Source organism: Hymenobacter sp. HD11105 (assembly GCF_054051685.1).
Genome location: NZ_JBSWBR010000003.1, coordinates 364,844 through 390,170, shown reverse-complemented (window position 1 = coordinate 390,170; position 25,327 = coordinate 364,844). Strand labels below are relative to the sequence as shown.

Here is a 25,327-nt window from a genome sequence, read left to right as displayed (position 1 = left end):
TTATAGTCACGTAAATTACTTTTGCATTACAGCGACTTGTATCTAAACTGCTCTAACAGAATACGTCATTTCTCTGCATTGCTGCATGTAATCCTATAGGCTATTTCTGCACGACGATGCGTATTGTCTCGGTAGTCTTGCCCTGAATGAGGCGGCAGAGATAGACTCCGCTAGGTAGATCGGTGGTGGACAGCTGGACCGCCTCTACACTCTCAGAAGCGTTGAAACCAACATTGTGGGTTTGTACCAGCGAGCCTCTGGCATCATAGATCAGTAGCTGAGCCGGAGCCGCTGAGGTACGTTGGAACTGCAGCGTGGTTTGGTCGCGGGCCGGGTTAGGAAAGGCTTTCACCGGTAGCCGTGGAGAAGCGTAGCTTTGCCCTACCAAGCTGCTGACGTTTGAGGAAGCCGTGGCCAAACAGGGACCCGTCTGACGGAGGTATTTAATGGTAGCCATATCTGAGTCTGTACCAGGGCCCGGCGAGAAGCCTGTCACATAAGTATTGCCATAAATATCCACTGTCACGGCCAGGGCTACTTCTAAACCACGACTGGCTGGCCCATTATAGCGCGCTTGCCACTCTAGCTGCCCCGACTGCTGGTCATATTGTAGGGTGAGGTAATCAAAGTTAATACTCCGGCTGTCCACAGTGGAGCCTGTCACGTAGACGTTGCCATAAAAGTCCACCACTATATCATTAGGGGAGGTCCTTTCGGGTGAAGGGTAGCGTGTAAGCCAACGTTCCTGTCCCGTTCGCCCATCATATTTTAAAGTAACAATTTCATCGGTCGTCCCATTTGACGAATACCCGGTGACGTAAGCGTTTCCCACTAGATCAACGGCAATTCCACTGGCTCCATCGGAGTCGTTGGCGGCCCCATCATAGCGCGCTAACCAGAGTTGCTGGCCAGTGCGGCCATCGTACTTGAGCGTAGCCATATCTTGGCTCGTGTAAGGAGAGAAGCCAGTTACGTAGGCGTTTCCAGCTAAGTCCAGCGCTATATCGATGCCCGAATCATAGCCATTGGCAGGTCCGTCGTAGCGCGCCACCCATCGAGGCTGACCCGTTCGTCCATCGTATTTTATGGTGGCAAAGTCAGCTTCAGTATTACTAAAGGAAGCTCCCGTGACGTAGGCGTTACCTGCTAGGTCGACGGCCAAGGCCCCTGTGAGATCTTGCGCATTAGCGGGACCATTGTACACTGCTGCCCACACTTGGCGCCCTCTGCGCGGTTCATATTTAAGGGTAAGATAATCTGAGTTGCCGCTCAGGTTAGTGGTGGTACCGGTTACGTAAACATTGCCCACGATGTCTACGGCTATATCAGTAGCAGTTTCTTCACCGTTGCCGGCTCCATCGTAGCGGGCTATCCACCTCTGCTGGCCCGTATACTGATCGTAGCGAATAGTAACTAAATCTTCATCATTCCCATCGGACGATACTCCCGCTACATACACATTACCCACCAGGTCCACGGCGATGGCGCGAGCTACATCATTGTTATTGGCGGGCCCATCATAGCGGGCTACCCACAGGAACTGGCCAGTGCGGCCATCAAGCTTGATGGTAAGAAAGTCATTGTAAATGCCCCCCATGTTCAAATCACTACTGCTGACAGTGTAGCCCGTTATGTACACATTCCCCGCAAGGTCTACGGCGATATCCCTGCCCTCATCCGTCTTATGGCTTGGACCGTCATAGCGCGCTACCCAGGCTTCCACACTTCCGGCATCACACGGTAGTTGTCGGCTGGCAGAAGCAGCTCCGGCTTGGGCCTGGGCAGCATAGCTGCTTAATGCCGATTGGTCAGGAAGCTGGGAGGGTGAGGCTGGTGCGCTGGGGGGTAATATTCGCTCCTGGGACGAGCTGAGTGGGAGAGGAGCAGGAGCCAGACGGTTTGGTTGAGCGTGGCTAGCAGACGCGCACATCAGGCTTCCTACTAGCAATAGGCAGTGAGTAAAAGAGTAGCACATAGCAAAAGTGCGGAAAGAATACTGCAGCCATTATGCTGCTTATAAACACGAATGAGTGCACAGAAGAAGCCATGAATGGCTTACCAGGAGAGTCCTCGGGATTTTCCGAAGAAGGCCGGCGCGGCTAGCCGCGCCGGAAGGGAGCACAGGATTCGGTTAGCTGGTAATAAGTATAATTTAACACTTTATAATTATAAATACAATGCTGCGCGCTTGGCATATAAAAGCCTGCCTAGTAGCATGCTCTGACCATGCTCTGTAATGAGCACAGCTAGTTTCATTTATACCAAGAAATGAAATAGCGCCCGATTGAGCACACTTTGGCCCGGTTTTGTGAATAGGTAGGTTGGGCTTGCTTTTTTCGTAACAGCCGCCCTCAACTGCCCTTTTCACCTTGGCCTACTCGCGTAGGTCGCACACCCTTCCCATTATGTATACATTGCTCTTACAAGGCGGCGGCACCATCGGTGGTGACGGTATGCGCCTACCTGCTTAGGTTAACAGGTCCGAAAAAGCAAAAGGGCAGGCGCATATGCGCCTGCCCTTTTGCTTTTAGCGGTTGACTGTATTGATGGGAATTACCCAACTGCTTTTCTTTTGCTTGACTGAGTTCTCAGTCCGCTCGAAAAGGCCTGTCACACCTGAAGCCCGAGCGTGGCGTATATCTACACTGCTACCTCGGGCTGTAGCTGATCCACTAAGTGCTGCAACGCCTGGTTTTGGGGGAGCGCCTGGGCTAACATCATCAGGCCGGCAAGCTGCTGCTGGTCGAGGGCAGTGGACTGGCCAGCGGTGTAGCAACGGCTGTTCTGCGCAAAGCGGGCGCGGGCATCTGGGCGGCTGCGGTGACCTTCGAGGCGAAACTGGGACGGTACCAGCAGGCCAAACAGCAGCTCGCGAGCCAGATCGGGGTAGCGGTCGAGGGTGGGAGCTACGCCCAGGTCCTGCGAGAACAAGTCCATCGACTCGTGCGACGTAATTTCATCGCGCAGCTGCTTAAACTGCTCAGCTTCGGCCAGGCCCAGCTGCATTTGAGTTTGGGTAGGCAAAGCGTGCTGGCCGCTCCAGCAAGCCGCAACCCAACGCGCCTGTAACTCCACGGTGGGAAAATAAGAGCCGATTTGGCCAAAAAGACCCAGGAATGCCATATTGGGCAAATCGGGGTGGAAGGTGAAGTGGTGCAGATCGAGGCACTTTTGGTCGGCGAGCACCGTCTGACGGATGTCCTCGCTTAGAAAGGGCAGGTGCAGGGCGTAGCCCGTGGCCAGCAGAACAGTATCCACTGTCACCTCCTCGCCCGAGGTAAGGATAGCCCCGGTGGGCGTGAATGTGCGCACCCCCGTCACGGCCCTGATGCGGCCGCTGGCCAGCTGGTCGAGGTAATTCTGGCACATCGAGACGCCAGCTTCCAGGAGATTATCACTGGGGGGCAATCCACCAAAATCGGCCGGGTTACCGAAGCTCTCTACAATAAACTGCTTCAGGCCCGCCGCCGCTTGCGGTGGCGGCAATACCTTGTTCAGGTACGTAGCAAAACGATTGAACACATGCTGCTCAGCGGGCTGGCCCTTCAGCAGCTTACGAACGATGTAGCGCGGCTTGCGGCACGAGGACAGCACGGGAGGGCCGTCGTTCAGGGCCAGGTCGCTGGCAATTTCCAACCCGCTGATGCTGTTGCCCACCACGAGTACGCGCTGCCCGGCAAAGGCCTGCCGACCCCGGTAAGCAAACGAGTGCAACATTTGCCCCCCGAACTGATCGAGGCCGGGCGTATTTGGAAAGTTGGGATAGTTGTAGCGGCCCGAGGCAAGAATAACGTGCGAAAACAGCTCCTTCACCGGTTCGCCGCCCTGAGTACGGGTCGTCACCCAGTATTGTCCTTCCGGCCCCCGGCTGATGTGCTCTACGCGGGTATTAAGCCGCAGGTAAGGCCCCAAGCCAAAGTGATGAGCATAAGCCGTAAGATACGCCAGCACCTCCTGATTAGTGGGAAACATCTGGGTACCGGCCGGATGGTCAAAGTCCGAAAACGACATCAGCACATGGGGGGAGTTGGCGTGCATATCGGGCCAGATGCCGCTGTGCGCAGCGCCTTGGTTCCACTGCCCCCCAATGTGGCTGCTTTGCTCAATGAGAACCGGCGTAAGTCCGTCTTCCAACATGGATTTAGCGGCGGCAATGCCAGCGGGCCCGCCCCCAACAATGGCAACTTTCGAGGTGTTCATAAGAGAATTATGAATGTGGTGAGGAAAAGCAGTTTAGCAGTCCGTAGGGAAGGCGCTGGGGGGCTTTTTTACCGCTGACTGAGAGGGTGCTAGTAGAGAACTAAAGCATAGTAGCTAGAGCAGTGCCGGGCAATGCAGCAGCTTAGACCACCCAGAAAACATGGGTAATACACGGGGTATCAATAGCGGCAGTCTTATCTGAAAGAACCGCTTAGCCTTTAAATCTTGAGTAGTGAAATGTAAAAGTTGTATAGATGTATTTCAAGAAATAATAGAACTATATTTTTCTGAAACACTGATTCCTTTTACACACGAAGGAGGAAACCATAGCTACATGTAGCTATGGTTTCCTCCTTCGTTAGAGCATTAATGCCAGTAAGTAGGCGCTTGTCATCGCCCTGTTTGCATCCTAGCAGCTCATAAAGAATTTATCAGCTAATTATACCTGCAACTGGGGCAAATAGGAAGCGCCGACGGGCACAGCGTGGCCGCGTACGGTAACTTGGTGGCGCTCGAGCTTGTCGATTTTGTCTTTGGCTACTACGAAGGAGCGATGCACGCGCACAAACCGGTCGGGGGGCAACAGGTCGGTGAGCTCGGTCATGGTCATGCGAGAAAGCAAGCGTTTGCCCCCCAGCACAAACGTGACGTAGTTGCCGGCCGCTTCCATGTACAGAATCTCCGCGTAGGGGACGCGCACCTGCTCGGTGCCCGTTTTTACAAACACGTAGTCTTTGGGCTGGGCAGTTTGGTCGCGGAGGCGGAGCAGCTCGTGGGCCTTGTTGCAGGCCTTCATAAACCTGGCTAGCGAAAAGGGCTTAAGCAGGTAATCGACGGCATCCAACTCAAAGCCCGTCACGGCATGCTCGGAGTAGGCCGTGGTAAAAATGACCAGGGGCTTTTTCTGCAAGCTGGTCACAAACTCCAGCCCCGAGATGTCGGGCATCTTGATATCCAGAAACAGCAGGTCGACGGGCTGCTTTTGCAGGTACTCCATGGCCTCGCAGGCATCCGTGAAGCAGGCATTGAGCTCCAGAAACGGCACTTTGCCCCCCAGGGAGCGCACCACCTCCAGCGCCATCGGTTCGTCGTCGATTGCAATTGCCTTCATAGTTAGCTGGTTGGGTGCACCCGATGTACGCTTGCTGTTTTAGTGTATGTGCTAGAGTCTGTGGAAAGTAACGAAAAAGGCGGTCATGCAGAGCAGAGCGAAGCATCTCGCTCGCGGTCGTGGGATTAGTAATCCTGTGTCAGCACGCGAGATGCTTCGCTGTGCTCTGCATGACGTTCTGGGTTAGCACAACATGAGCACGCGAGATGCTACGCTCGGCATGAACGCCTTTTCATAACCACTTATTTACCTACTGCTGGGTGTGCCGCCTAATTGTAGCGTAAGGTGCACAAAAAACTCCTGCGGGGTTTCTCTGATTACTAGCTCGTGCTTGCCGGGGTAGAGGAGGGCTAGGCGCTGACGCACGTTTTCCAGGCCTACGCCCGAGTGGTCTTTTTCCAGATCCAGTTCCTGTTTAGGCTGGGTACTATTGTATACATCAAAGTAAAGCTTGTCGGCCTCGTAATACAAGGTCACCCGAATCCAGGATTTGCGCTTTAGGCTGATGCCGTGCTTGAAGGCATTCTCCACGAAAGGAATCAGCAGCATAGGCGCAATCCAGCGCTCGGCCGCTACATCCTCAATGCTAGTTTCAATGGTGATATTGGGTGAGGTGCTGGTGCGTAGCGACTGTAGCTCGATGTAGTTGCGCATGTACTCCACCTCGCGGGTGAGCAGGATGTGGCGCTGATGGTTTTCGTGCAGCATGAAGCGCATCATGTCGCCCAGCATCTGAATTCCCTGGGCCGTGCGCTCACTGTTTTCCTGCAGAGCCGTACCGTAGAGCGTGTTCAGGCTATTGAACAGAAAATGCGGATTGATCTGGGAGCGCAGAAAATCCAGGTTGGCCGTGGACTGGCCTAGCTCGGTTTGCAGCACGCCAATTTGCTCCTTGCTCTTTACGCGCCGCTTGTAGAGATTCCAGGTCAGTGGGGCTGTCAGAAAGAGTTGAAAGCCCGTATTGAAAAAGGAAAAACCAACGGCTACCTCTTCTTCATCGCAAAAATTTATTACTAAGAGCACCACCGGCCCAAACGCTATAGCCAAGCACCCCAGCACCCACAGAATGTACGCCCGCACCGGCCGCTTCCTGTTTACCAATTTGGGGATGAGGTAGTAATAGGCGAAGAAATAGAAGGCCGCCGTAAGTGGTATAAGGGTCCCACAATAAAGCACCATTTCTTCTGCTCCTACCGCCATGAGCAGCAATACACTTACCAGCCAGACACCCAACGCCAGCGCTACCTCGCGCGCAATGGGCCGCTGCGCCGGGGTGATGGTCAGGGGCCGGGGAATAAGGCGAAGGGCCGTGTACTTCACCAACGAATACGCTCCCAGAAAAACCAGCAGCTGAAAAGCCCTCCCGAATCCTTGTTGAAACAGCGCATTGTAGGTGTCCTGCTCCGTGGGGTACTCATAGAATAGGTAAGAAGCGGCATAGGTGTCGGTGGTCCCAAAAATCAACCCCACCACCACATAAGCCCCCACTATCAGCAGAATATTTCGGGCTACTGCTTCCCGCCTCAGCAGCTGCGGCACCACCACAAAATTGATCAGCAGAAATGTGAGGTAGACAGTAGCAAATACGATGACCCGCGGGTAAAAGAAATTCGTGTAGTAACCAAACGGTATCAACACCTCGTGGAACAGATCACGGGCCGTGTCAGCATCACTGGTATCAAGCAGCAGAATGGAGAAGATAAGCAGGATAGTAGCCGCGCCAAACTCAAGCTTGGCTAGGGTATTCGGCTTATCAATGTACTCGGTAAGATTCTCCATGGGAGCGGGGGCGGATTGAGGCTGCGCCTCCTGCAAAGTAGGTGTCATATGCGCTTTATCGTTAGGCCGGCTTCGCGTCAGGCTGGGCAGGAGCGAAGCATCTGGCGTAAAGTCGTTGTTTAGTTGTTGAAAAAGCGGTCAGGCCGAGCATTCCGCGCATGACCGCCTGTGATGTAAGTTTCAAGACATTCTGGAAGTAGCGCCGCCAAAAGGGAAGTAATTTATTCTGTTTTTCGGCGCTGGGGGGCTTTTTTTCTGAGCAGCGGTTTGGGTAGCGTAAGCGACCAAGCTGCCGGATTGAAAGGCTGCTCTCGGTAAAAAGATAACCCCATTTATTCTTGCCGTTTAGCCTCGGTCACTTCCCATCGGCCTTCTCGAATGATCAGCCCCTCAGCGCGGTCAGCCGCCGGCTTAAAGATTAGCTGGTTATCATCGTTGCCCGACGGGATAAACACGTGGCTGCCTTGGCTGCGGAGCCGAAAAGGCCGGCCTCCAACTACCTGCGCGTGCAGCTTGCCGTTCTGCTCGTACACCTTCAGCTCCCGCGTCTTGGCGCCCGACTTATAGGTATAAATTCCGGAGTAGCGGGCAATGTGCTCAGGCGTCAGAGGCAGGTCTTGCACCTTGATATGGAGGGCGGTGCGGGCCAGCACTTTTACCACTTCGATGGGCTTTGCACTCACGGAGTTGGCCATAACCACTACCGTCAGGCCTTCTTTGGGGTAATGCGCCAAGGACGACACGAAGCCATTGGCCCCACCGCCGTGATATATCTGTTGGTGCGGGCCAAGCTCCCCGAGCTGCAACCCGTAGCCGTAGCCGATGGTGTCGCCGTTGGCCAGCACGGTGGGCGCGGTCATCTGTTGCAGCGAGGCCAGCGAAACTACCCGCCCGCTGTGGAGCAGATGGGTCCAGAGCAGCAGGTCGCCGGTAGTAGCGCAGAGGCCGCCCGCCGCCGGCCCTACCCGCATGCTCAAGTAGCGGGCATTCACGACCTCCTTGCCATCGTGCTCATAGCCGGCTGCTCGCTGCGGAATCACGCGGCTGGCCTCGCAGTACATGATGTTGACCAGGCCCAGGGGCTGCAAAAATTCGCGCTCTAAGTAATCCTGGTAGGGTATGTTGGTCACTCGCCCAATAATCTCGCCCAGCAGGTAATAGCCGAAGTTATTGTACTCGTACTTCTCGCCGGGCTCAAACTCGAAGGGCTGCTTGGCAAACATCTCAACCATTTCGGGGTAAGTGAGGTCGAGGCGGAAGCGCTGGCGGTTTTCCTCGTGCATCACCCGAAAAGCCTTGATGCCGGATGTGTGATTCAGCAAATGACGAATAGTGACGTGGTGTCCCTGGGTGGGGTAGTCGGGCAGGTATTTGGTGATGGGGTCGGAAAGCGACAGTTTGCCTTCTTCCACCAACCGCATCACAATAGCGGCCGTGAACTGCTTGGTGATGGAGCCCACTTTATACATAGTCCGGGAGTTGACATCTGCACCCGCCTCCACATTGGCTTTACCATAGAACCGCGCCAACACCAGCTGGCCGTTCTGCGCCACCCCCACGCTCATACCCGGCGTGAGGCCCGTCAATATATGAGCCTGCGCGGCTGAGTCGGCCACCGTCATCAGGCGTGGTATGTCGAGCGGCTGGGCGGAGGGCTGCGCTTTCGTGGCCCCCGAAACAGGCTTGGCTGACGGCGTGACACCGCGCACGCAGCTCGTGGTTACAGGCAGGCCGAGCACCAACAGAATGCCGCAGGCCAGCGGGCGGGTGTGGCGGAGAAGGTTGGGGAAAAAGGGCAGCCGGGTTGTGCTAGAAGTTGTCATGATAGGTAGGGTTGATGCTGGAAAACCTGGCCTCTGTCAGGGCCTTATCATGAGCAAGAATAATTGGCCTCTGTGGCCCCCGAAACTAAATGTGACGAACAGGAAAATGCTGTGACGAACTGCACCACTTGTCCATAGCCATTCCCTAAATGAGGGACGAATTTGCCCCCCAGCGGCCCCGCTACACTCAACAATAGCCTGCGCCGAGTGGTAAGGCGGCTTTGGGTAGAGTGCCGGAATAGGTAAAAGAAATGACAGAAAAAGACAACCTTCTAAGCCAGCTTTGCGAATGCAGTAATCCCAATCAGGGGCAAGCGCGACCGCACAAATCGCCAGCTACGAACCTGATTGTCATTTTTTTCAACCTGCGTGTACTACTATGGGCAAAGGCAAAAAGAAAGGCTCGAAAAAGATCAAGAAACTAGAAAAAGACGTGCTGGACGTGGCTGCCGAATCGGTTCGGAAGTTTCGGCGGGTAACCAAGGAAATCGGCAAGCTCAGCACGACTCAGAAGGTATTTGGCGGGGTAGGACTACTCGCGGCCGCCATTACATACTTGACCAACAAACAAGCAATTGATCAGCATCTGGCTACCAGTGAAGGGCCTTTGGCTGGCTTGCTGGGCATGGGCAACAACTCGGATAAGTCGACCAAAGATGATAATGAAGAAGTAGCCGACAAAACAGACTCTACGCCCCTTAGATCCTCAAAAAGCAAAGTAGCCAGCAAAGCCCCGCGCCTAGGATCTAAAACGGCAAGCTAGGATAAGCTGCATGGGCTACACTTCGAATACTCGACTGATTTACAGACGGTAATGAGTCGCAAGTAACTAGCCTTGCCGCCGTACAGCTGGCCTCTTTAAGCCCATGCAGCCTGATTATAGCTTCTCCGACACCCATAGCATATCTACTTCTCCCAAAAAATGAAAAGCCATGAAAAAGAAACAGAAAAAGGATAAGAAAGCTGGTAAAGCAAAGCAGAAAAGCCTGCTCGGCTCATTTACTACTAGTAAGTCGGGCAAAAAAGGTGGTAAGAAGGGTGGCTTCAGTGCCCTGACGAATGGCCAAAAGGTAGCCAGCGGGGCTGCTCTGGTGGCAGCGCTTGGCTTGGGCTACTGGGGAGCCCAGCGCCGCCGCACCGCCAAAACAACCGCCAGTCCTGCCGCCGCAGGCGCTGAGCAACAGTTAGCTTCTATGCAGGACGAAGCGGCCTAGTATCTTCTAAAAGCTGATAACGCCTCTGGCTGAGACAGAAATTGTCTTGGCCAGGGGCATTTTTGTTTTTGGGAGTGCCTCAGCTTTGTTACTGCTGTTGAGCTTCGCAATTGCTACCTTGCGCGGGAATAGTGGACTACGCGGCTGTCTATTTAGTTAACGGCTTTTGAACCTTGCTACCGTACAAGTTGCTTAGTGCTGTTTTAGGCTTAACCGATGTGCTGCCTTATTAGCCGCCGACAGTGATAAGTGAGAAATTATTTCGTTATAAGTAGCTATAAGAGTATCTGTTACCATAAGTAAATCTGATTACTTCTTCAGTTGCTAATTATCCGCTAGGCCGTCCCGCTTTAGTATCTATAATGTCCAGCTCACCCACCTCATTGCCTTCTTCGTCTGATCTGCTTCGCACGGTACTCGATGTGTCGTTGGCGGCGGTAGTACTCCTGCGTCCGGTGTATGGACCCGACAATGGCGCCATCGTGGACTTTGTGGTGGAGTACCAGAATGCGGCTGCCAAGCAAAAGCAGGTGCTAACCGGAGCGCTGGGGGGCAAATTGGAGGACAACGCTCATCTGACGGCGGCACTGCCCAGCGGTGTATTCGCCTTCTACCAGCGGGTGTTCACGACAGGTGAGGCAGAACGCTATGTGCTCCCTGGCTCAGCTGTCGGCCCCAACAGCTCCGTGCTTCTGGCTGCCCAACGCAGTGGTGAAATGCTAGTAGTAAGTGCCGAAACCACGCCTGCCGAGGATGGCTTAACAACCGAAATTGCCCCCCAGCCCCCCACTGACGACGCGCAGCACCTGCTGCGTCTGAATCGGGAGCTGCAAGCCCAAATGGCTGACCAAGCCCAGGAAACGCAGCTGGCCCGGGCGGCTACGGAACGCCAACGTCTCCAACTCGAGAGCCTGTTTATGCGGGCCCCGGCCGCCATCTGTATTCTGGGCGGCCCCGATTTGGTGTATGAGCTAGTGAATCCGGGCTACCAGCAAATGTTTTACGGCCGCGAACTGTTGGGGCTGCCCCTGTTGCAAGCCCTGCCCGAGCTAGCCGATCAGCCCATCATGGATATTATCCGGGGCGTGTACGCAACGGGTCTGCCTTACGAGGGCAAGGAGGTGCTTGTGCCCCTGGCCCGTACCGCCGACGGCCCGGTAGAGGACATCTACTTCGATCTTACCTATCAAGCGCGCTTCGACGAAGAAGGCCGAGTAAATGGCTTCGTCAACTACGCTTACGATGTAACGGAGCAAGTGCTGGCCCGCCGCCAGCGCAACGCCCAAGAGCAACAGCTACAGCAGATATTTGCCCAAGCGCCGGTGGCCATCTGCGTGTTTCGGGGACCCAACTATGTGCTCGATGTGGTGAATTTGTCGATGAGCGAGCTGTGGGGGCGTCCCTTGGCTGAATTGCTTAATCGACCTTATTTTGAGGCTATGCCCGAGCTGGAAGGGCAGGGGCTGCGTGAAGTGCTCGACCAAGTGCGCTTGTCGGGTGTGCCTTACCTAGCGCAGGAGCGCGAGGTGTCCATGACGCATCACCGCCCCGGCGAAAAGCATTTCTATGACTTCGTGTGCCAGCCGCTGCTCGACACCAATAAGCAGATTACGGCCATCACCTGCGTAGCCACTGAGGTAACCGCGCAGGTAATGGCCCGCCGCGTGGTGGAGGAGCGCGAGCAGTCGTTTCGCCTGATGGCCGACAACGCGCCGGCTATGCTTTGGGTAACCAATCCTGACGGCTATTGCACGTATCTCAATCAGCCCTGGTACGCTTACACGGGGCAAACTGAAGCAGAAGGCCTGGGCTTGGGCTGGACCAGCGCCGTCCACCCCGACGATTCCCACCGGGCCGGCACCACCTTTATCGACGCGAATACTCGCCGCATCACCTTCCACTCCCTCTTCCGCCTGCGCCGCCGCGATGGAAATTATCGCTGGGTAAGCGATAATGGCCTACCGCGCTACAACGCCAACGGCGACTATGAGGGGATGGTAGGCACCGTTATCGATGTTCATGAGCAGAAGCTTGCCGAGCTGGCCTTGCAGCGTCTGACCAAGAAGCTGCGTACCTCCCGCGACCAGGCCCAAGCCCTCAACGTGGAGCTGCAAACCTCCAACACCCAGCTCACGCGCACCAACATCGACCTCGATAACTTCATCTACACGGCCTCGCACGACTTAAAATCGCCCATTACCAATATCGAAGGCCTCTTGCTCGCTCTAGAGCAGCAGTTGCCCGCTGCCAGCCGCGACCAGGAGGTGACATCTATGCTGGAAATGATGCATGAATCGGTGGTGCGCTTCAAGCGCACAATCAACCACTTGAGCGACGTAGTGAAGCTGCAGAAGGAGCACGAACAATCGCCCGCCGATGTGCTCCTGGCGCCCGTAATCGAAGATATTCGGCTTGATTTGATGCCCTTGTCCCTGCAAATTGGGGCGCACTTGGAAGTGGAAGTTGATCCGGCGCTAAGCGTGCCTTTTTCGCCCAAAAATCTACGCAGCGTTATCTACAATTTGGTTAGCAATGCCCTGAAGTATACCCACCTCGGCCGCAAGCCTCTTGTCCGCATTTGGAGCCACGAGGAAACAGAGCATGTAGTGCTGTCGGTGCAGGATAACGGCCTGGGTCTTGATGCCGGCCAACAAGCCGAGTTGTTCACCATGTTTCGGCGCCTGCACACCCACGTAGAAGGCACCGGCATTGGACTGTACATGGTAAAGCGTAGCGTAGAAAATGCCGGTGGCAAAGTGCAGGTAACCAGTGAGCTGGGCGCAGGCTCCACGTTCTCCGTTTACTTCCGGCGTTAGCCCTAGGGGGCTTTTTGAGCCAACAGACGCTGCTATGATAGAGACGCGAATACTCGTCTGTGAACGCTGCTTACTCGTCTTCTCGCTAAACGCCTATCATCCTGACGCAGGAAGGACCTTCTCACATTTGCACGAATTGTTCTGCAGTGAGAAGGTCCTTCCTGCGTCAGGATGATAGGCTAAGGAAACGAAACAACCTTGGTAATCGAAGGTCCGCGAAGTGGACGAGGATACACTAACTATTGCACCCTTACAGCGGGAGCAGGCAGCTTGTTAGTCACGATAGTTTAAAGCTGGTTTCCGGTCGCCGAGCAAGGGCTTGTACACATAGCCGCCCACATCCTGCTTGAACTCGGCGGTGGCTTTTTGAAGTAGATCTGGATTAGTAAACAGGTCGATACCCGTCAGGGCCATGGTTTTGGCGGCTACCAGCATGCCTTTAGCGCCAATTTCCTGGCCGCTGCATGATACAGCCTGCCAGCTGTGGGCCGGCGTACCCGGCACCCAGGTAGCGGCGGTGAGGCCTACGGTGGGCACCACGTAGCTGACGTCGCCCACATCGGAGCTGCCACCCCCGTCGCCAGGCGCAAAGGGCTGCACCTTGGCTGCTTCATCCAGCGGCGGTGCCGGAAAGCCCAACGAGGTCTGAAGCTGCTTGCCCACGGCTGCTTCCTGCGCGGTATACGTCACGCCGCCCACTTGCTCCAGATTAACTTGCAGAGCTCGGGCCAGGGTCTCATTAAGTAGCAACTCGTGGGTGCCACCGATGATTTCATAGTCCATGGTGGTACCGGTGCCCAGGGCCGCACCCTCGGCGGCTTTCACCACGCGAGCAAAGGCGCCCTTCACCTCATCGCGGTTGGGGTGACGCACATAGTAGTACACTTCGGCAAACTCGGGCACCACGTTTGGGGCCTTGCCACCGTTAGTGATGATGTAGTGAATGCGCGTTTCTTGGGGTACATGTTCGCGCATCATGTTCACCATGTTGTTCATGGCCTCCACGCCGTCGAGGGCGCTGCGCCCGCGCTGGGGCGAGGCCGCAGCGTGGGAAGCAATGCCGCGGAAGCGGAATTTGGCCGAGGTGTTGGCAATATAGCTGCTCATCATGGCCGAGTTTTGGTTGTTGGGGTGCCAGTGCAGTACGGCATCAACGCCCTCAAACAAGCCCGCCCGCACCAAGTACACCTTGCCACTGCCGCCTTCCTCGGCGGGCGTGCCGTACACCTTCACAGTGCCCTTGAACTTGCCTTCCTTGATCAGCTTCTTAAGCTCAACGCCCGTCGCCACGCTGGCCGTGCCAAACAGGTTATGCCCGCACCCATGGCCCGCATCGAGGCCGGGTATAGGCTTCTTTTCCGCACTAGCTTGCTGCGAGAGTCCCGGCAGGGCATCATACTCGGCCAGGATTCCAATAACGGGCTTGCCGCTGCCGTAGGTAGCCACAAAAGCCGTCGGGATGTCGGCCACGCCGGCTTGCACCGTGAAACCATTATCGCGCAGGGTCTTCTGCAGTAAAGCCGAGCTTTTGGTTTCCTTGTAGCCCACCTCCGCAAACCCCCAAATTTGCTGGGCTACTTTCTTATAATCACCATAACTGCCTTCCAGATCCTTAATTGCCTGGGCTTTAAAAGCAGTTACATCGGGCACGGGTGGCAAGGCAGGGTAGGAGGAGGCCAACAAACCGGCGCTCAACAAACTCAGGGCAACGTATCTTTTCAAGTGCATATAGTAGGTGAAACAGCTAGTCCGACGGCCTGAGTAGTCAGGCCTGGTGTGCCCGAAATTAACACTGTTTCCCTGGGAGTTAATAAGGTAAGAGGTTATTGCAGTCTTAAAGAAGTTGAGGGCAGGCTGTAGAGATACAATATTTTGTGTCTCGTCGTCCGCGCCGTTTGGGTAAGTTGTTCGTATCATCTGTTTAACGACGAGACACAAAATGTTGTGTCTGTACAGCCTGCTGACTCCCTCGATTAACTTCTTGCCAAAAAAGCCCCCCAAACACGTGAAGCGGCGTCTGGGGGGCTTTTTTAAAAGAATCCACAGGCGATTTACTTGCCGAATTGCCGCAGGTTATAAGTGAAGCTGAGTATGAAATAGCGGGTGAGCACGCGGCTGCGCACGTCTTCTATGTAGATATCCGTCACGTTGCGCACCACGCTCCGGTTTTGCTTGAGCAAGTCGTAGGCTTGTAGTTTCAGCTCACCCTGCTTGTTTTTGAAGAATTGCCGGGTGATGCCCAGGTTCCACAGCGCCACGCCTTGGTTGAAGCCCGCCGAACGGCCCGCATAGCGCGTCAGCCACAAGTCGCTAGTAATGACCCAGCGGCCGGGCAACTGGTAGAACACGTCGGCTTCCAGAGTTTGGGTCCAGTAGGAGGTGTTTTGCTGAGGCAACAAGGAGTAGCGCGCATCCAGGTAGGTTACGTTGCCAGCCAGCCTAAGCTCCAGCTTATCGTTGAAAGCCGTGTTCACGCTTAGGCCTTGGCCCAAGCTCCAATTGCGGGCCTGATTTGGCTGGTCGTTCACCAGGCTTTGGCCCTGCGTGAAGTTGCCGTTGGTAGTCAGGTTTACATTTAGTTTGTGCCAGCCCAGGCGCTGTCCCAAGGACAGAAACCCGTTGAGGCTGCGGTAACCACCGGCGTTGACGGGGCGCGTGGTTTGGACGCCATTAGCGCTGAAGCTGCTGGCCGACACAATGCGGTCTTGTACCTGATTAGCGCTTAGCAGGCCAAATACACTGCGGTTGTTCACCGCGTTGAACTGGTTAAAAGATGCGGTGAGAGTGTGATAATACTCGGGGCGCAAGTTGGGGTTGCCGAGGCGCACGTAAAGGGGATTGGTGTTGTCGGCTACGGGCTGAAGCTGGGTGGCGGTGGGGGCTTGCAGGCGGGTGCGGTAGTTGAGGCGTAGGCTGCGGTTGCGGCTGGTGTTGAGCGTAAACATGGCGTTGGGCAGCACGGTCTGATAGTCGCGCGTCAGGGCGGCGTTTTCGCTTTGGTTGTCCACTTTTAGGCTTGATTGCTGCCCGTCGAGGCCCAGGGAATAGCCGTAGCGCAGGCGGCGCGTCTGCCAGGTAAAGCCGGCGCGGTGGGTCATGAAGCTGCTGCTAAACTGATTGCTCAGGTCGGCGTTGTCTAGGTCGTAACGATTGGTGGTAGGGTCGAAGTCGGCTACGTCGCGGCGGGCGCGGCTGCGGGTGTCGGCCGCATTGTAGTGCAACTCCAGTTTCTGCTGCAAATTGAGAGGCTCGACATAGGTTAGGTTGAGTGCCTGGATCCTAGTAGGATAATCCTGGCCGATGCGCTGATTGAGCAGGTTGGGGCGAGCAGTCCCATCGGGAGCAAAAAAGGTGTTAGTGGCTTGGTTGAAGGCTTCACCATCCTGGTTGTTGAGCACGGCGCTCAGGTTGGCAGAGAGGCTGCGGCCTGTCTTGGCAAAGCGGCGCATGAGCAGCAGGTTGCCATTTCCCCAGAGCGTGTTGGCGCTGGCGTGGTAGCGGCTTAGGTTTTGGTTGAGCTGACGCTCTCCCAAGCTGGTCAGCTGACGGTTATTGCGTGCCTGATCGGTATTCTGCCACCATAAGGCAGGGGTAAAGCGTAGCGAAGTAAGCGAGTCGAGGCGGTAGTCCAGGCGAAGATTCAGGCGCTGGCTCAGGGTACGGGAGCGGGCTGTAGCATCTTGGTCAGTAACCAGGGCCGGGCCCGTTTCGCCAGTGCCAGCGTCGATACCCGATACGTTTTCGCGGCGGCTTACCTGGTCAGTGGTTACGATGGTGCGGCTGGCGAGGTAGCTGGTCGCCACTTCGGTGCGCTTGCCCCAAGCGTCGCGGTAATTTAGCCCCCCAGCCAACGATTCGGTGATGCTGGTGGGTGGGTTGTTGCTGGCCGCCTGCGCGTTGCCGCCCCCGCGGCCGCCTTGGTTTACCACGATGCGCCCGCCCCCGTCCGGACCTCCCCCGCCCCCAAAACCACCGGGCAAACTGTTGCCGCCGCCCGCGCCGGGGCCGCTGCTTACGTCGCCGGTAGTGGGGCTGCCATTGTCGCTAAAGCCCAAATGGTTCACGTTGTTAGCCTGCCCCAAGGCCGAAATCTGACGGCCATTGTTGAAGCGATTCAAGCCGGCTTGAGCCCGGTAGCGCCCATCGGTGCCCGCGCCTACCGACTCGGTGCCGAAGTAGCCTTTGCGCTTGTCACGCTTGGTTACCAGGTTGATGGTTTGCTGCTGCTGACCATCATCGATGCCGGAGAACGCCGACTGGTCGCTGCGCTGGTTGTAGAGCTGCACCTGGTCGATAATGTCGGCCGGCAGATTGCGGGTGGCCATCTTCGGATCATCGCCAAAAAACGGCTTGCCATCCACGAGCACGCGCTGCACGTTCTGGCCCTGCGCCCGAATGGTGCCGTCGCGGTCGACCTGCACGCCGGGTAGCTTTTTCAGCAAGGATTCCACCATGGCATTGGGCTGCGTTTTGAAGGCGCGGGCACTGAAGGCTAGCGTGTCGCCCTGCACGCTCACTGGTGCCCGTTCCTGCTCCACTACCACCTCACCCAGTGTGTGCGATCGGGCTCGCAGTCGGATGGTGCCCAAATTGCCCCCCAGACCGCCATCTGCGATATTTACCGGCACAAATTGGTTGGTGTAGCCCACAAACGAAAGCAGCAAAAAGTACCGCCCAGGCGCCACGTTGCGGAGCAGAAAGCGCCCGTCGCCATCAGTAATGGTGAAGCTCAGGTAAGACGAATCGGCCGCCAGCAGCGATACCGAAGCCTCGCGCAGAGGCTTCCCTGTCAGCGAATCAACTACCAGACCCTGAATAAGCCCTTTCCCAGTTGCTGGGCTGGCTGCGGTTGGCTGTTGGGCCTGGGCCGCGCGAAGGCTGAGCAGGCAGCAAAGCACAAGTAGATAATAGCGCATAAAGGGAGAAGTGAAACCAAGCTGGCTGGAAGACTACGAGACTGTTGGGGGGCAATTATTGAGCGCACTGCCTCCGGACGGCTGCCTTGGCTCGGGCCGCTGATTCAGCCGTCAGGGGGTGGCTTTAGTTGCCCAGGTTGCGGTCCATCAGGCGCTGGCGGAAGTCGGCGCGGGCTTTCTCGCGCAGGTCTTTGAGCTGTTCCTCGCTTACTACTTGGGCATCGGTGCTGGGGCGTACCGTTGCTTCAGCCACGGGCTTGCGGTCTATTTTTGAAGCTTTGTATTGCTCGCTCGGGCCCTCAATGGCCAGCACCACGCCTTTCTCGGGCAGCAGCGCCCGGATGGGGGAGTAAGTGAACGGCAGATCGGTGGTGTACCACACCGTATAGGTTTCGCCTTTGAAGGGCGCCGTGGCTTTGCGGCAGATGTAGCCCGCAATTTTCTTGGTCTGATTGACTTCCTGCCAGCCCGTGGGCTTGCTGAAAGGGGCGTCCATTCGGTAGGTGTTGGTGGTAGCGCCGTCCTTGAGGGCCAGCACGGTAGCAAAGGCCTTACTGCTCTGATCCACGTACACCGCTTCCTCGAAGGGCCGCCCGAGGCTAGTAGTTTGAGGCACCGTGCCGGGGCCGCCCGACACAATGCGCATGGCTTCATTTTGGCGTTCCTCCTTGGCGTAGTTGCCGGCAAAGCTGAGCGTCATGCCGAAGTTGCGCGTGTCGGGGATGTCAGTAGGGAAATCCGGGCTGCCGGGTTTTATCTGCTGGCCATCAATGACGATGCGCACCTGCGACATATCCACCTTTTGCGCCGCCTCATAGTGAATCTGACCCGACGTAGGGGCTTGGGCTGCGGCCGTGGGGATCAGGCCGGCGCTAGCGAGGAGTAAGAATAGGATGCGTTTCATGGGATGAGGGTAAGGGTTGATTGATGTCCCAAAGCACCGCATCCTGACTGTAAAGCACTGTTATCTTGTGTTAAAGAGTGTTAACGGGGCGCCAATGAGCCTGAGAAGCTTGTATTTTCGTTGAGCTACTTACTCCCCGCCCTATGAAACGCCGTATTCGCTCCATTTTCTGGCTGATGGCGCTGTGTATTCTGGGCATTAATGGGTTCCAGGCGTATTGGCTGTACAATACTTACCAGCTCACGGCAGCTCAGTTTCAGCGCACGGCCCGCGAGGCGCTGCTGGCGGTGGTGCAGCAGTACCAGCTGGCCGCCGCCCGGCAGGCAATTCGTGGGGGTGGGGCCAACGATGTCATTATCTTCCAGAATTACTCGGGGGAGGGCACTAGCCTCGACCGCATCGTGGTGCGGGGCCAAGGCCGCACCCCGGACAGCCTGCGGGAACGCCCCCGCCAGCTCCGCATTTCTGTGCAACGCCAGCTGCAACAAAGGGAGTTGCCTCGCCGGGAGTCCGCCGATACGCTGGCTCGCCGGCTATCCCGCGTGCTGTTGGATGATTGGCAGAATGGCAACCGAGTAAATATGGACCTGCTGCAAAAGGCTTACAGCCAAGAGCTCAAGCTGCGCGGTATGCCCACCGAATTCGCGCTGGACACGCTACGGATCCCTGTGGTTGAGCGCCCAGTCTTAGGCCGAAGCTTGGTACCGGCGCCCGTGGTAGCTACGCATGCGAAAACGGGTTTTCAGACGCCGCCGGTGCCCCTGAATCCCCTGCACTACCTGTATGTGCAGGCTGCTTTTCCGACGCCCACTTTTTACGTTTTAAAGCAAATGGGCAGTTTGCTTGGCGGCTCGGTGCTGCTGCTGGGCCTCACCACAGGCTGCTTTGCGCTCATGCTAAGCACTATTCTGCGCCAGAAAAAGCTATCCGAAGTCAAAAACGACTTTATCAATAACATGACACATGAGCTGAAAACGCCGCTGGCTACGGTGTCAGCGGCGGTGGAGGCCATGCAGAACTTCGGTGCCCTGAACGACCCACAGAAAGCTCAGACTTACCTCAGCATCTCGCAAAAGGAATTGCAGCGGCTCTCCGATCTGGTGGAAAAAGTGCTCAACATTGCCGTGGACGAGCGCCAAACGCTGACCATCAACCCCGAGCTGGTGCGGCCCGCCGAGCTGGTGCAAGAGCTGGTAGCCCGCCACGAGCTGCAAGCCATTAAGCCCGTGCACTTTGAGGTCGATATGGAGCCCTCAGATTCTCTGCCTCTCGATCGAATTCACATAGCCGGCGTCATCAATAATCTAATTGATAATGCCATCAAGTACTCCCGCGAGCAGGTGACCATCGCCATTCGCGGGCGCCGTGACGAAAGTGGTTGGCGTCTCACCGTGCAAGACGACGGCATCGGCATTCCCAAAAGCTACCAAGACGCCGTGTTCGACCGTTTTTTCCGCGTGCCTACCGGTAATCTGCACCCCGTTAAAGGCTTCGGGCTGGGCCTGTACTACGTGCGGCAAGTGGTGGAGCGGCATGGGGGGCATATTGCCGTGCGCAGCGAGCCCAACCGGGGCAGCGAGTTTTCGCTGTGGCTACCCGCTTAAAAAAAGCCTCCAGACTTTCACTACATCACTCAGCACTTCACTATCAATGCCTTCTATTCTCCTTATCGAAGATGAGCCCGCGCTGGGCATGATTGTGAAAGACAGTCTGGAGGTGCGCGGCTTCACGGTGCGCTACGCGGCCGACGGGCAGGAGGGCTTGGAGCTATTTCGCCAGCAGTGCCCCGATATTGTGGTGGCCGATGTAATGATGCCCCGCCTCGATGGCTTCTCGCTGGCCGAAATCATCCGTCGCGATAACGCCGCGGTGCCTATTATCTTCCTTACGGCTCGCTCCCAGCCGGCCGATGTGGTGCGCGGCTTTGAGCTGGGGGGCAATGATTATCTAAAAAAGCCCTTCAGCATGGATGAGTTGATTGTGCGCATCAAGGCCCGCCTCAGCGCTGCTCCGCCCGCAGCGCCGCCGTCCGGCGTGCTTACTATTGGCCAGTATCAGTTCGATCATCCCAAGCAGCGCCTGCTATTCGGGGCCCGCGAAGAAGTGCTTACCCACCGCGAGGCGGAACTGCTCAAGTGCCTCTACGACCAGCGCAACCAGGTGCTCGAACGCACCACCGTGCTCCAGGAACTCTGGGGCGACGACAGCTTCTTCAATGGCCGCAGCCTCGACGTGTTTATCACCCGCTTGCGTCGCTACCTCAAGGATGATCCGAAGGTGCAGATTGTCAACGTGCGCGGCATTGGCTACAAGCTTATCTGGTAAGCAGGCCGCGCCGCCTAGCTTGCCACGGCTATATCCTCGGTCAGCTCCGCGTCGGGGGGGCTTTTTTTGTAGCCGGTACGCTGCGGAAGCTCGACCGTAAACTCCGTGAACATGCCTACCTGGCTATCAACCGTAAGGTATCCACCGTGCCCCTTGGTGATGATATCGTAGCTGAGCGAGAGGCCCAGGCCGGTGCCCTCGCCGGCGGGCTTAGTGGTGAAAAACGGCTGAAATACTTTGTTCCGGATTGTTGGCGGGATGCCCAGGCCATTGTCGCGCACGCGTACCTGCACCCAACCATTGCGCCGGTGAGTGTGTACCTGCACCTCGGGATTGTACTCGCCCTGCTCTACTTTTTGCCGCTGCTGCACGGCGTAAAAAGCATTGTTGAACAAGTTGATCAGTACCCGGCCTACTGCCTGCGGTATGGCCCGCACCTGCCCGAGTGTAGGAGCCAAATGAGTGATAAGGTTTACCCGAAACTGCGGGTCCTTGGCTCGGAAGCTGTGGTAAGCCAACTGCAGATGCTCATTAATAAGCGCGTTTAAGTTGATCGGCTCCCGCTCGCCCCCAATGGTGCGGGCGTGGGCCAGCATGTCGCGCACAATGTTGGTAGCCCGTCGTCCGTGCTGATGAATTTTTTCCAGGTTCTGCCGCAACTCCGTCACCATACTGCGCAGGGTAGGCACGTCGGGGGCGGGCTGCTCGGCTTCGGCTTGTAGCTCGGCGGCTAGCTCGGCCGATACCTCAGCGAAGTTGTTGACGAAGTTCAAGGGGTTCTGAATTTCGTGGGCAATGCCGGCTGTCAACTCGCCTAGGCTGGCCATTTTTTCTTGCTGCACCAGTTGGGTTTGAGTGGCTCTCAACTGGGCCAGCGTCTCGCGCAGCTTGTTGCGCTGGGTGGCAATCTGTGCGTTCTGAATGTTTAGCCGCCTATTCACCTTTTGCTTATGCCGAATGGTGCGCCACAGGATAAGTACAACCGGCAGGATGGCCGCTAATATCACGGTCAGCCATTGGGAGCGGTATTGCTGTACGGCCTGCGCTTTTTGGCTAGCTTGCTCTTGCTGGCGTAGGCGCTCACTTACGTCAAGCGCTTGTAGCTGAGCCATTTTGGTTTGGCTAAATAAACTGTCGCGGGTAGCGCTGGCTAAGCTTAGGTACTGAAACGCGGCGGCACTATCCTGGCGGGCGGCGTAGGCAGCGGCCAAAAACTGGCTGGCTTCCAGCACACCCTTAGGATAATAGCCCTCTTGCCCGGCAATCAAGGCTTTTTGCCCAAAATAGATAGCCGAATCGGCTGCTGGCTCGTGCTGCCGCTGAAACAGCCTAGCTTGCCCCAGGTAAGCCCGACACAAGGCAAAGGTGATGTGCTGGCCCGTTGCTCGCTGAATGCTGCGGCGATAGTAGTGCTTGGCCACCTGAGGGTTACCAAGTGCGGCGTAAATGTTACCCAGCGTAGCCGCGCTGCCCACTTCACTGGCCAAATCGTGCTGGTTTAGACCGAGCGAGTAGCCCGCCATCGAGTAGTACCGCGCCGAGTCTAGGCGGTTAAGTTGGGCGTATACGTTGCCAATATTGCCCATCACGCGAGTCAGCAGCTTGATATTCTGACTTCGCTGGGCTACGCGCTTAGCCTTAAGCAAATACGCGAGTGCCAGCCGGCTATTCCCTTGTTCCCAATACAGGTATCCTAACGATTTGAACGCTCGACCGATTAATTCTGGGTCGCGCAGCTCTTCCGCCATCCGAAGTCCATGGAGCGCTACTTGCAGAGCAGCGGGGTAATTTCCCGCGTCGCGAAACCCAAACCCGAGCCGGATATACGCCCACGCCTCGCCCCGCCGATACTGTAGCTTGTGAGCAAGTCGCAGGGCCTGTTTGCCGTAGTGAATAGCCGCCAGCGGGTTGCTTTGCGTGCTTTCATCAGTCAACTCGATCAGCAGTAGCACCCGGGTCGAGTCGGGTGGGGTAGCAGCCAAGAGCCGTTGCAAGCTGTCGAGCCGGCCATCCAGCTGAAAGGCGCTAGTTGGAAAACTCACGCTCAGCCCGATTAGCAGCAGTATACAAAAATTTTTCATGGCAACAAGCCAGAATACTGGCCGCAGAATACGCACAAACGCGAACTGACAGGGCAATTCTTCAGCCGTGGCGGCTGTGAGTACCAGCTGGCTCAACTGCTGAACGTGGAGTTCTGAGAGGCGCAGGTAGAGTAGTAATAGGCTGGCCGTGGGCAGCCACTTTTCAGCACTGCTGAAGGCGCTGACACACCATATGGAGGGGCAATTTGGTCGCGAAAAGGTCGCTGGTTGAGCTGGTTTGATAGATCTTTTTGACTCACGCCCACCTGTTTTTTACTTATATAAACAGGGGCGCCAATGGCAAGAAGAGTAACAAGCTCAGCCTCGAAGAATGATTCCAAGAGTGCTGGCCGATACCATACACAAATACCCAGGAGCTCCTATTGCTCCTGCTCCGAGCGGCTTTTTCTTGCTGTCTTAGCAAGGTTGACCGACCAGCTAATATACTATAAAATATTCATATGTTTATAGTATTTGCAATCTTTTGTTGCTCAACTGTAAGATCTTTTTAACTAACAAAATCGGGCTTTACGCACAAAATTCGTCCTGTAGAGCTACCCGTAGTTCAGGCAGTTCCGCCAGTAATAATATACGCCTGGGGCATTTTACTCGACAGGTAGCCTGATGGCAAACTCGGTAAACTGCCCGGCCTGACTTTCTAGGGTAAGCGTGCCGCCGTGGCCTTTGGTGATGATGTCGTAGCTAAGCGAGAGGCCCAGACCAGTGCCCTCGCCAGCGGGCTTGGTCGTGAAAAACGGCTGAAACACCTTAGTGCGAATAGCCTCTGGAATGCCGACGCCATTGTCGCGTATGCGCACCTCTATCTGCCCATTCTGACGAAACGTGTGCACCTGCACTTCGGGCGTGTAATTAGTTGGCTCGGCCTTTTGGCGCTGCTGGACGGCATAAAAGGCATTCGTAAATAAGTTTACCAGCACCCGGCTGATAGCCTGCGGTATGGCCCGCACCTGTCCGAGTGTGGGGTCGAGGTGAGTAGTGAGTGTGGCTTTGAAATGCGGATCCTTTGCTCGCAAGTTGTAGTAGGTGAGCCGTAAGTGCTCATCGGCCAAGGCATTCAAATCTATGGCAAGCCGCTCGCCGCTGCTGGCGCGGGCGTGGGCCAGCATGTCGCGCACAATGTTGGCCGCCCGCCGTCCGTGCTGCTCAATGCGCTCCTGATTTTGTTGTAGCTCCGAGGCCGCGCTGCGCAAAATAGCCAGATCAGGCGCGGGCTGCTCGGCTTCGGCTTGTAGCTCGGCAGCTAGCTCGGCCGATACCTCAGCGAAGTTGTTGACGAAGTTCAAGGGGTTCTGAATCTCATGGGCAATGCCGGCCGTCAACTCACCTAAGCTGGCCATCTTCTCGCGCTGGACTAGCTGAGCCTGCGTAGCCTCCAGCGTATCGAGAGCGTCGGCTAATTGCTCGGCTTGTTTTTCCAACTCCGTACGCTGGGCATTCGACTTGTTTTTTTCGGCTTCAATCGTCTTGCGCTGCAGAAAATCAATGCGCGTATTTACCTCAATCGAATAGCACGTCAGCCCGGAGACAAAATGCGCGGACAGCAAGAATACGCTGTTGTTGATGATCAGCAGTTGATCAACGGGTGTGCTTTGGTCGAGCAAAACCAAGGCAAAATAGATGAGGATAATAATGGAGTTGGAGGCAAGGGCATACCAAAACTTAAGCCGCACCCACGAGCCCGTAAACATCATAATAATGATGAGACCGACATAGTAGTGAGTATGAGCTAGCTCCGTAGGCTCTGTTCGCTCAATGATGAGGGACAACGTGGTGCCGGCCACAATGCACCCAATACTTATAATCAGCTGTAGGTAAGGCCGGAGCGGACGTATATAAGCTGTGCCAACGACCAGCAAAAGGGTAGGAGTCCCAATGCAGAAGCGGTAAAACCACGCCATCTGCGTGGAAATCGGAACGGAGTACATATCCAGAATGCCGAAGGAGGTATACAGCAGGCAGCCGAAGGCCAAGGATATTCTAATCGTCTTTAAGTAGGTAGCGTAGTAATGACGAACAAATTCTTTCTCAATTTCTTGCGGAAACTTCAGGCGCCACGCGACGGACATTAGCTGTAAGTAATCCATGTTCTAATGCAGAGAGGCGAGGGCGTTTAAAGTGGAACCGATTTCTTTTTGTG

15 protein-coding genes are annotated in these 25,327 nt (G+C 56.0%); 5 read left to right on the top strand and 10 right to left on the bottom strand.

The features are described from left to right. Positions 1–100: 100 nt before the first annotated feature. The 5 genes from ACW9KT_RS12160 to ACW9KT_RS12140 form a co-directional block, all read right to left on the bottom strand. Positions 101–1,975, bottom strand: coding sequence for an SBBP repeat-containing protein (locus ACW9KT_RS12160; RefSeq protein WP_457080716.1), 1,875 nt, complete (start codon positions 1,973–1,975; stop codon positions 101–103). 665 nt (positions 1,976–2,640) lie between these two features. Then, entirely contained in the window at positions 2,641–4,200 is a 1,560-nt protein-coding gene (locus ACW9KT_RS12155) for a flavin-containing monooxygenase (protein ID WP_457080714.1), read from the bottom strand. A 439-nt stretch (positions 4,201–4,639) separates the two neighbouring features. Beyond that, positions 4,640–5,311, bottom strand: a complete 672-nt coding sequence (locus ACW9KT_RS12150; RefSeq protein ID WP_457080712.1) for a LytR/AlgR family response regulator transcription factor — start codon at positions 5,309–5,311, stop codon at positions 4,640–4,642. A gap of 246 nt (positions 5,312–5,557) precedes the next feature. Continuing rightward, entirely contained in the window at positions 5,558–7,138 is a 1,581-nt protein-coding gene (locus ACW9KT_RS12145) for a sensor histidine kinase (RefSeq protein WP_457080711.1), read from the bottom strand. Between the two features lie 284 nt (positions 7,139–7,422). Next, positions 7,423–8,913: a serine hydrolase domain-containing protein gene (locus ACW9KT_RS12140; protein ID WP_457080709.1), complete on the bottom strand. Its 1,491-nt coding sequence runs from the start codon at positions 8,911–8,913 to the stop codon at positions 7,423–7,425. A 379-nt stretch (positions 8,914–9,292) separates the two neighbouring features. On the opposite strand from ACW9KT_RS12140, the gene ACW9KT_RS12135 reads away from it, so the two are divergent. The 3 genes from ACW9KT_RS12135 to ACW9KT_RS12125 all read left to right on the top strand — a co-directional run bounded on the left by ACW9KT_RS12135 (position 9,293) and on the right by ACW9KT_RS12125 (position 12,943). Next, entirely contained in the window at positions 9,293–9,676 is a 384-nt protein-coding gene (locus tag ACW9KT_RS12135; RefSeq protein WP_457080707.1) for a hypothetical protein, read from the top strand. 169 nt (positions 9,677–9,845) lie between these two features. Then, positions 9,846–10,127, top strand: a complete 282-nt coding sequence (locus ACW9KT_RS12130; RefSeq protein WP_457080705.1) for a hypothetical protein — start codon at positions 9,846–9,848, stop codon at positions 10,125–10,127. 362 nt (positions 10,128–10,489) lie between these two features. Continuing rightward, the gene (locus ACW9KT_RS12125) at positions 10,490–12,943 is read left to right on the top strand and encodes a PAS domain S-box protein (protein ID WP_457080703.1); all 2,454 of its coding nucleotides are present in this window, start codon (positions 10,490–10,492) and stop codon (positions 12,941–12,943) included. A 273-nt stretch (positions 12,944–13,216) separates the two neighbouring features. Here the strand turns inward: ACW9KT_RS12125 and ACW9KT_RS12120 are convergent, their stop codons facing one another. The 3 genes from ACW9KT_RS12120 to ACW9KT_RS12110 form a co-directional block, all read right to left on the bottom strand. Next, a complete protein-coding gene (locus ACW9KT_RS12120) occupies positions 13,217–14,665 on the bottom strand; it encodes an amidohydrolase (RefSeq protein WP_457080701.1) in 1,449 nt (482 codons plus the stop codon). Between the two features lie 329 nt (positions 14,666–14,994). Next, positions 14,995–17,859, bottom strand: a complete 2,865-nt coding sequence (locus tag ACW9KT_RS12115) for an outer membrane beta-barrel protein (protein ID WP_457080700.1) — start codon at positions 17,857–17,859, stop codon at positions 14,995–14,997. A gap of 124 nt (positions 17,860–17,983) precedes the next feature. Continuing rightward, the gene (locus ACW9KT_RS12110) at positions 17,984–18,763 is read right to left on the bottom strand and encodes a GLPGLI family protein (RefSeq protein WP_457080699.1); all 780 of its coding nucleotides are present in this window, start codon (positions 18,761–18,763) and stop codon (positions 17,984–17,986) included. A gap of 143 nt (positions 18,764–18,906) precedes the next feature. Here ACW9KT_RS12110 and ACW9KT_RS12105 point away from each other — a divergent pair, with 143 nt between their 5' ends. Beyond that, the gene (locus ACW9KT_RS12105; protein WP_457080697.1) at positions 18,907–20,367 is read left to right on the top strand and encodes a sensor histidine kinase; all 1,461 of its coding nucleotides are present in this window, start codon (positions 18,907–18,909) and stop codon (positions 20,365–20,367) included. A 46-nt stretch (positions 20,368–20,413) separates the two neighbouring features. Then, entirely contained in the window at positions 20,414–21,088 is a 675-nt protein-coding gene (locus ACW9KT_RS12100; protein WP_457080695.1) for a response regulator transcription factor, read from the top strand. Positions 21,089–21,102: 14 nt separating this feature from the next. Here the strand turns inward: ACW9KT_RS12100 and ACW9KT_RS12095 are convergent, their stop codons facing one another. Together ACW9KT_RS12095 and ACW9KT_RS12090 are read right to left on the bottom strand one after the other, a co-directional pair. Continuing rightward, a complete protein-coding gene (locus ACW9KT_RS12095) occupies positions 21,103–23,169 on the bottom strand; it encodes a tetratricopeptide repeat-containing sensor histidine kinase (RefSeq protein WP_457080693.1) in 2,067 nt (688 codons plus the stop codon). 605 nt (positions 23,170–23,774) lie between these two features. Then, positions 23,775–25,256 carry a sensor histidine kinase gene (locus ACW9KT_RS12090; protein WP_457080691.1) on the bottom strand — a complete coding sequence of 494 codons (1,482 nt, stop codon included), beginning with the start codon at positions 25,254–25,256 and terminating at the stop codon, positions 23,775–23,777. Positions 25,257–25,327 lie beyond the last annotated feature (71 nt).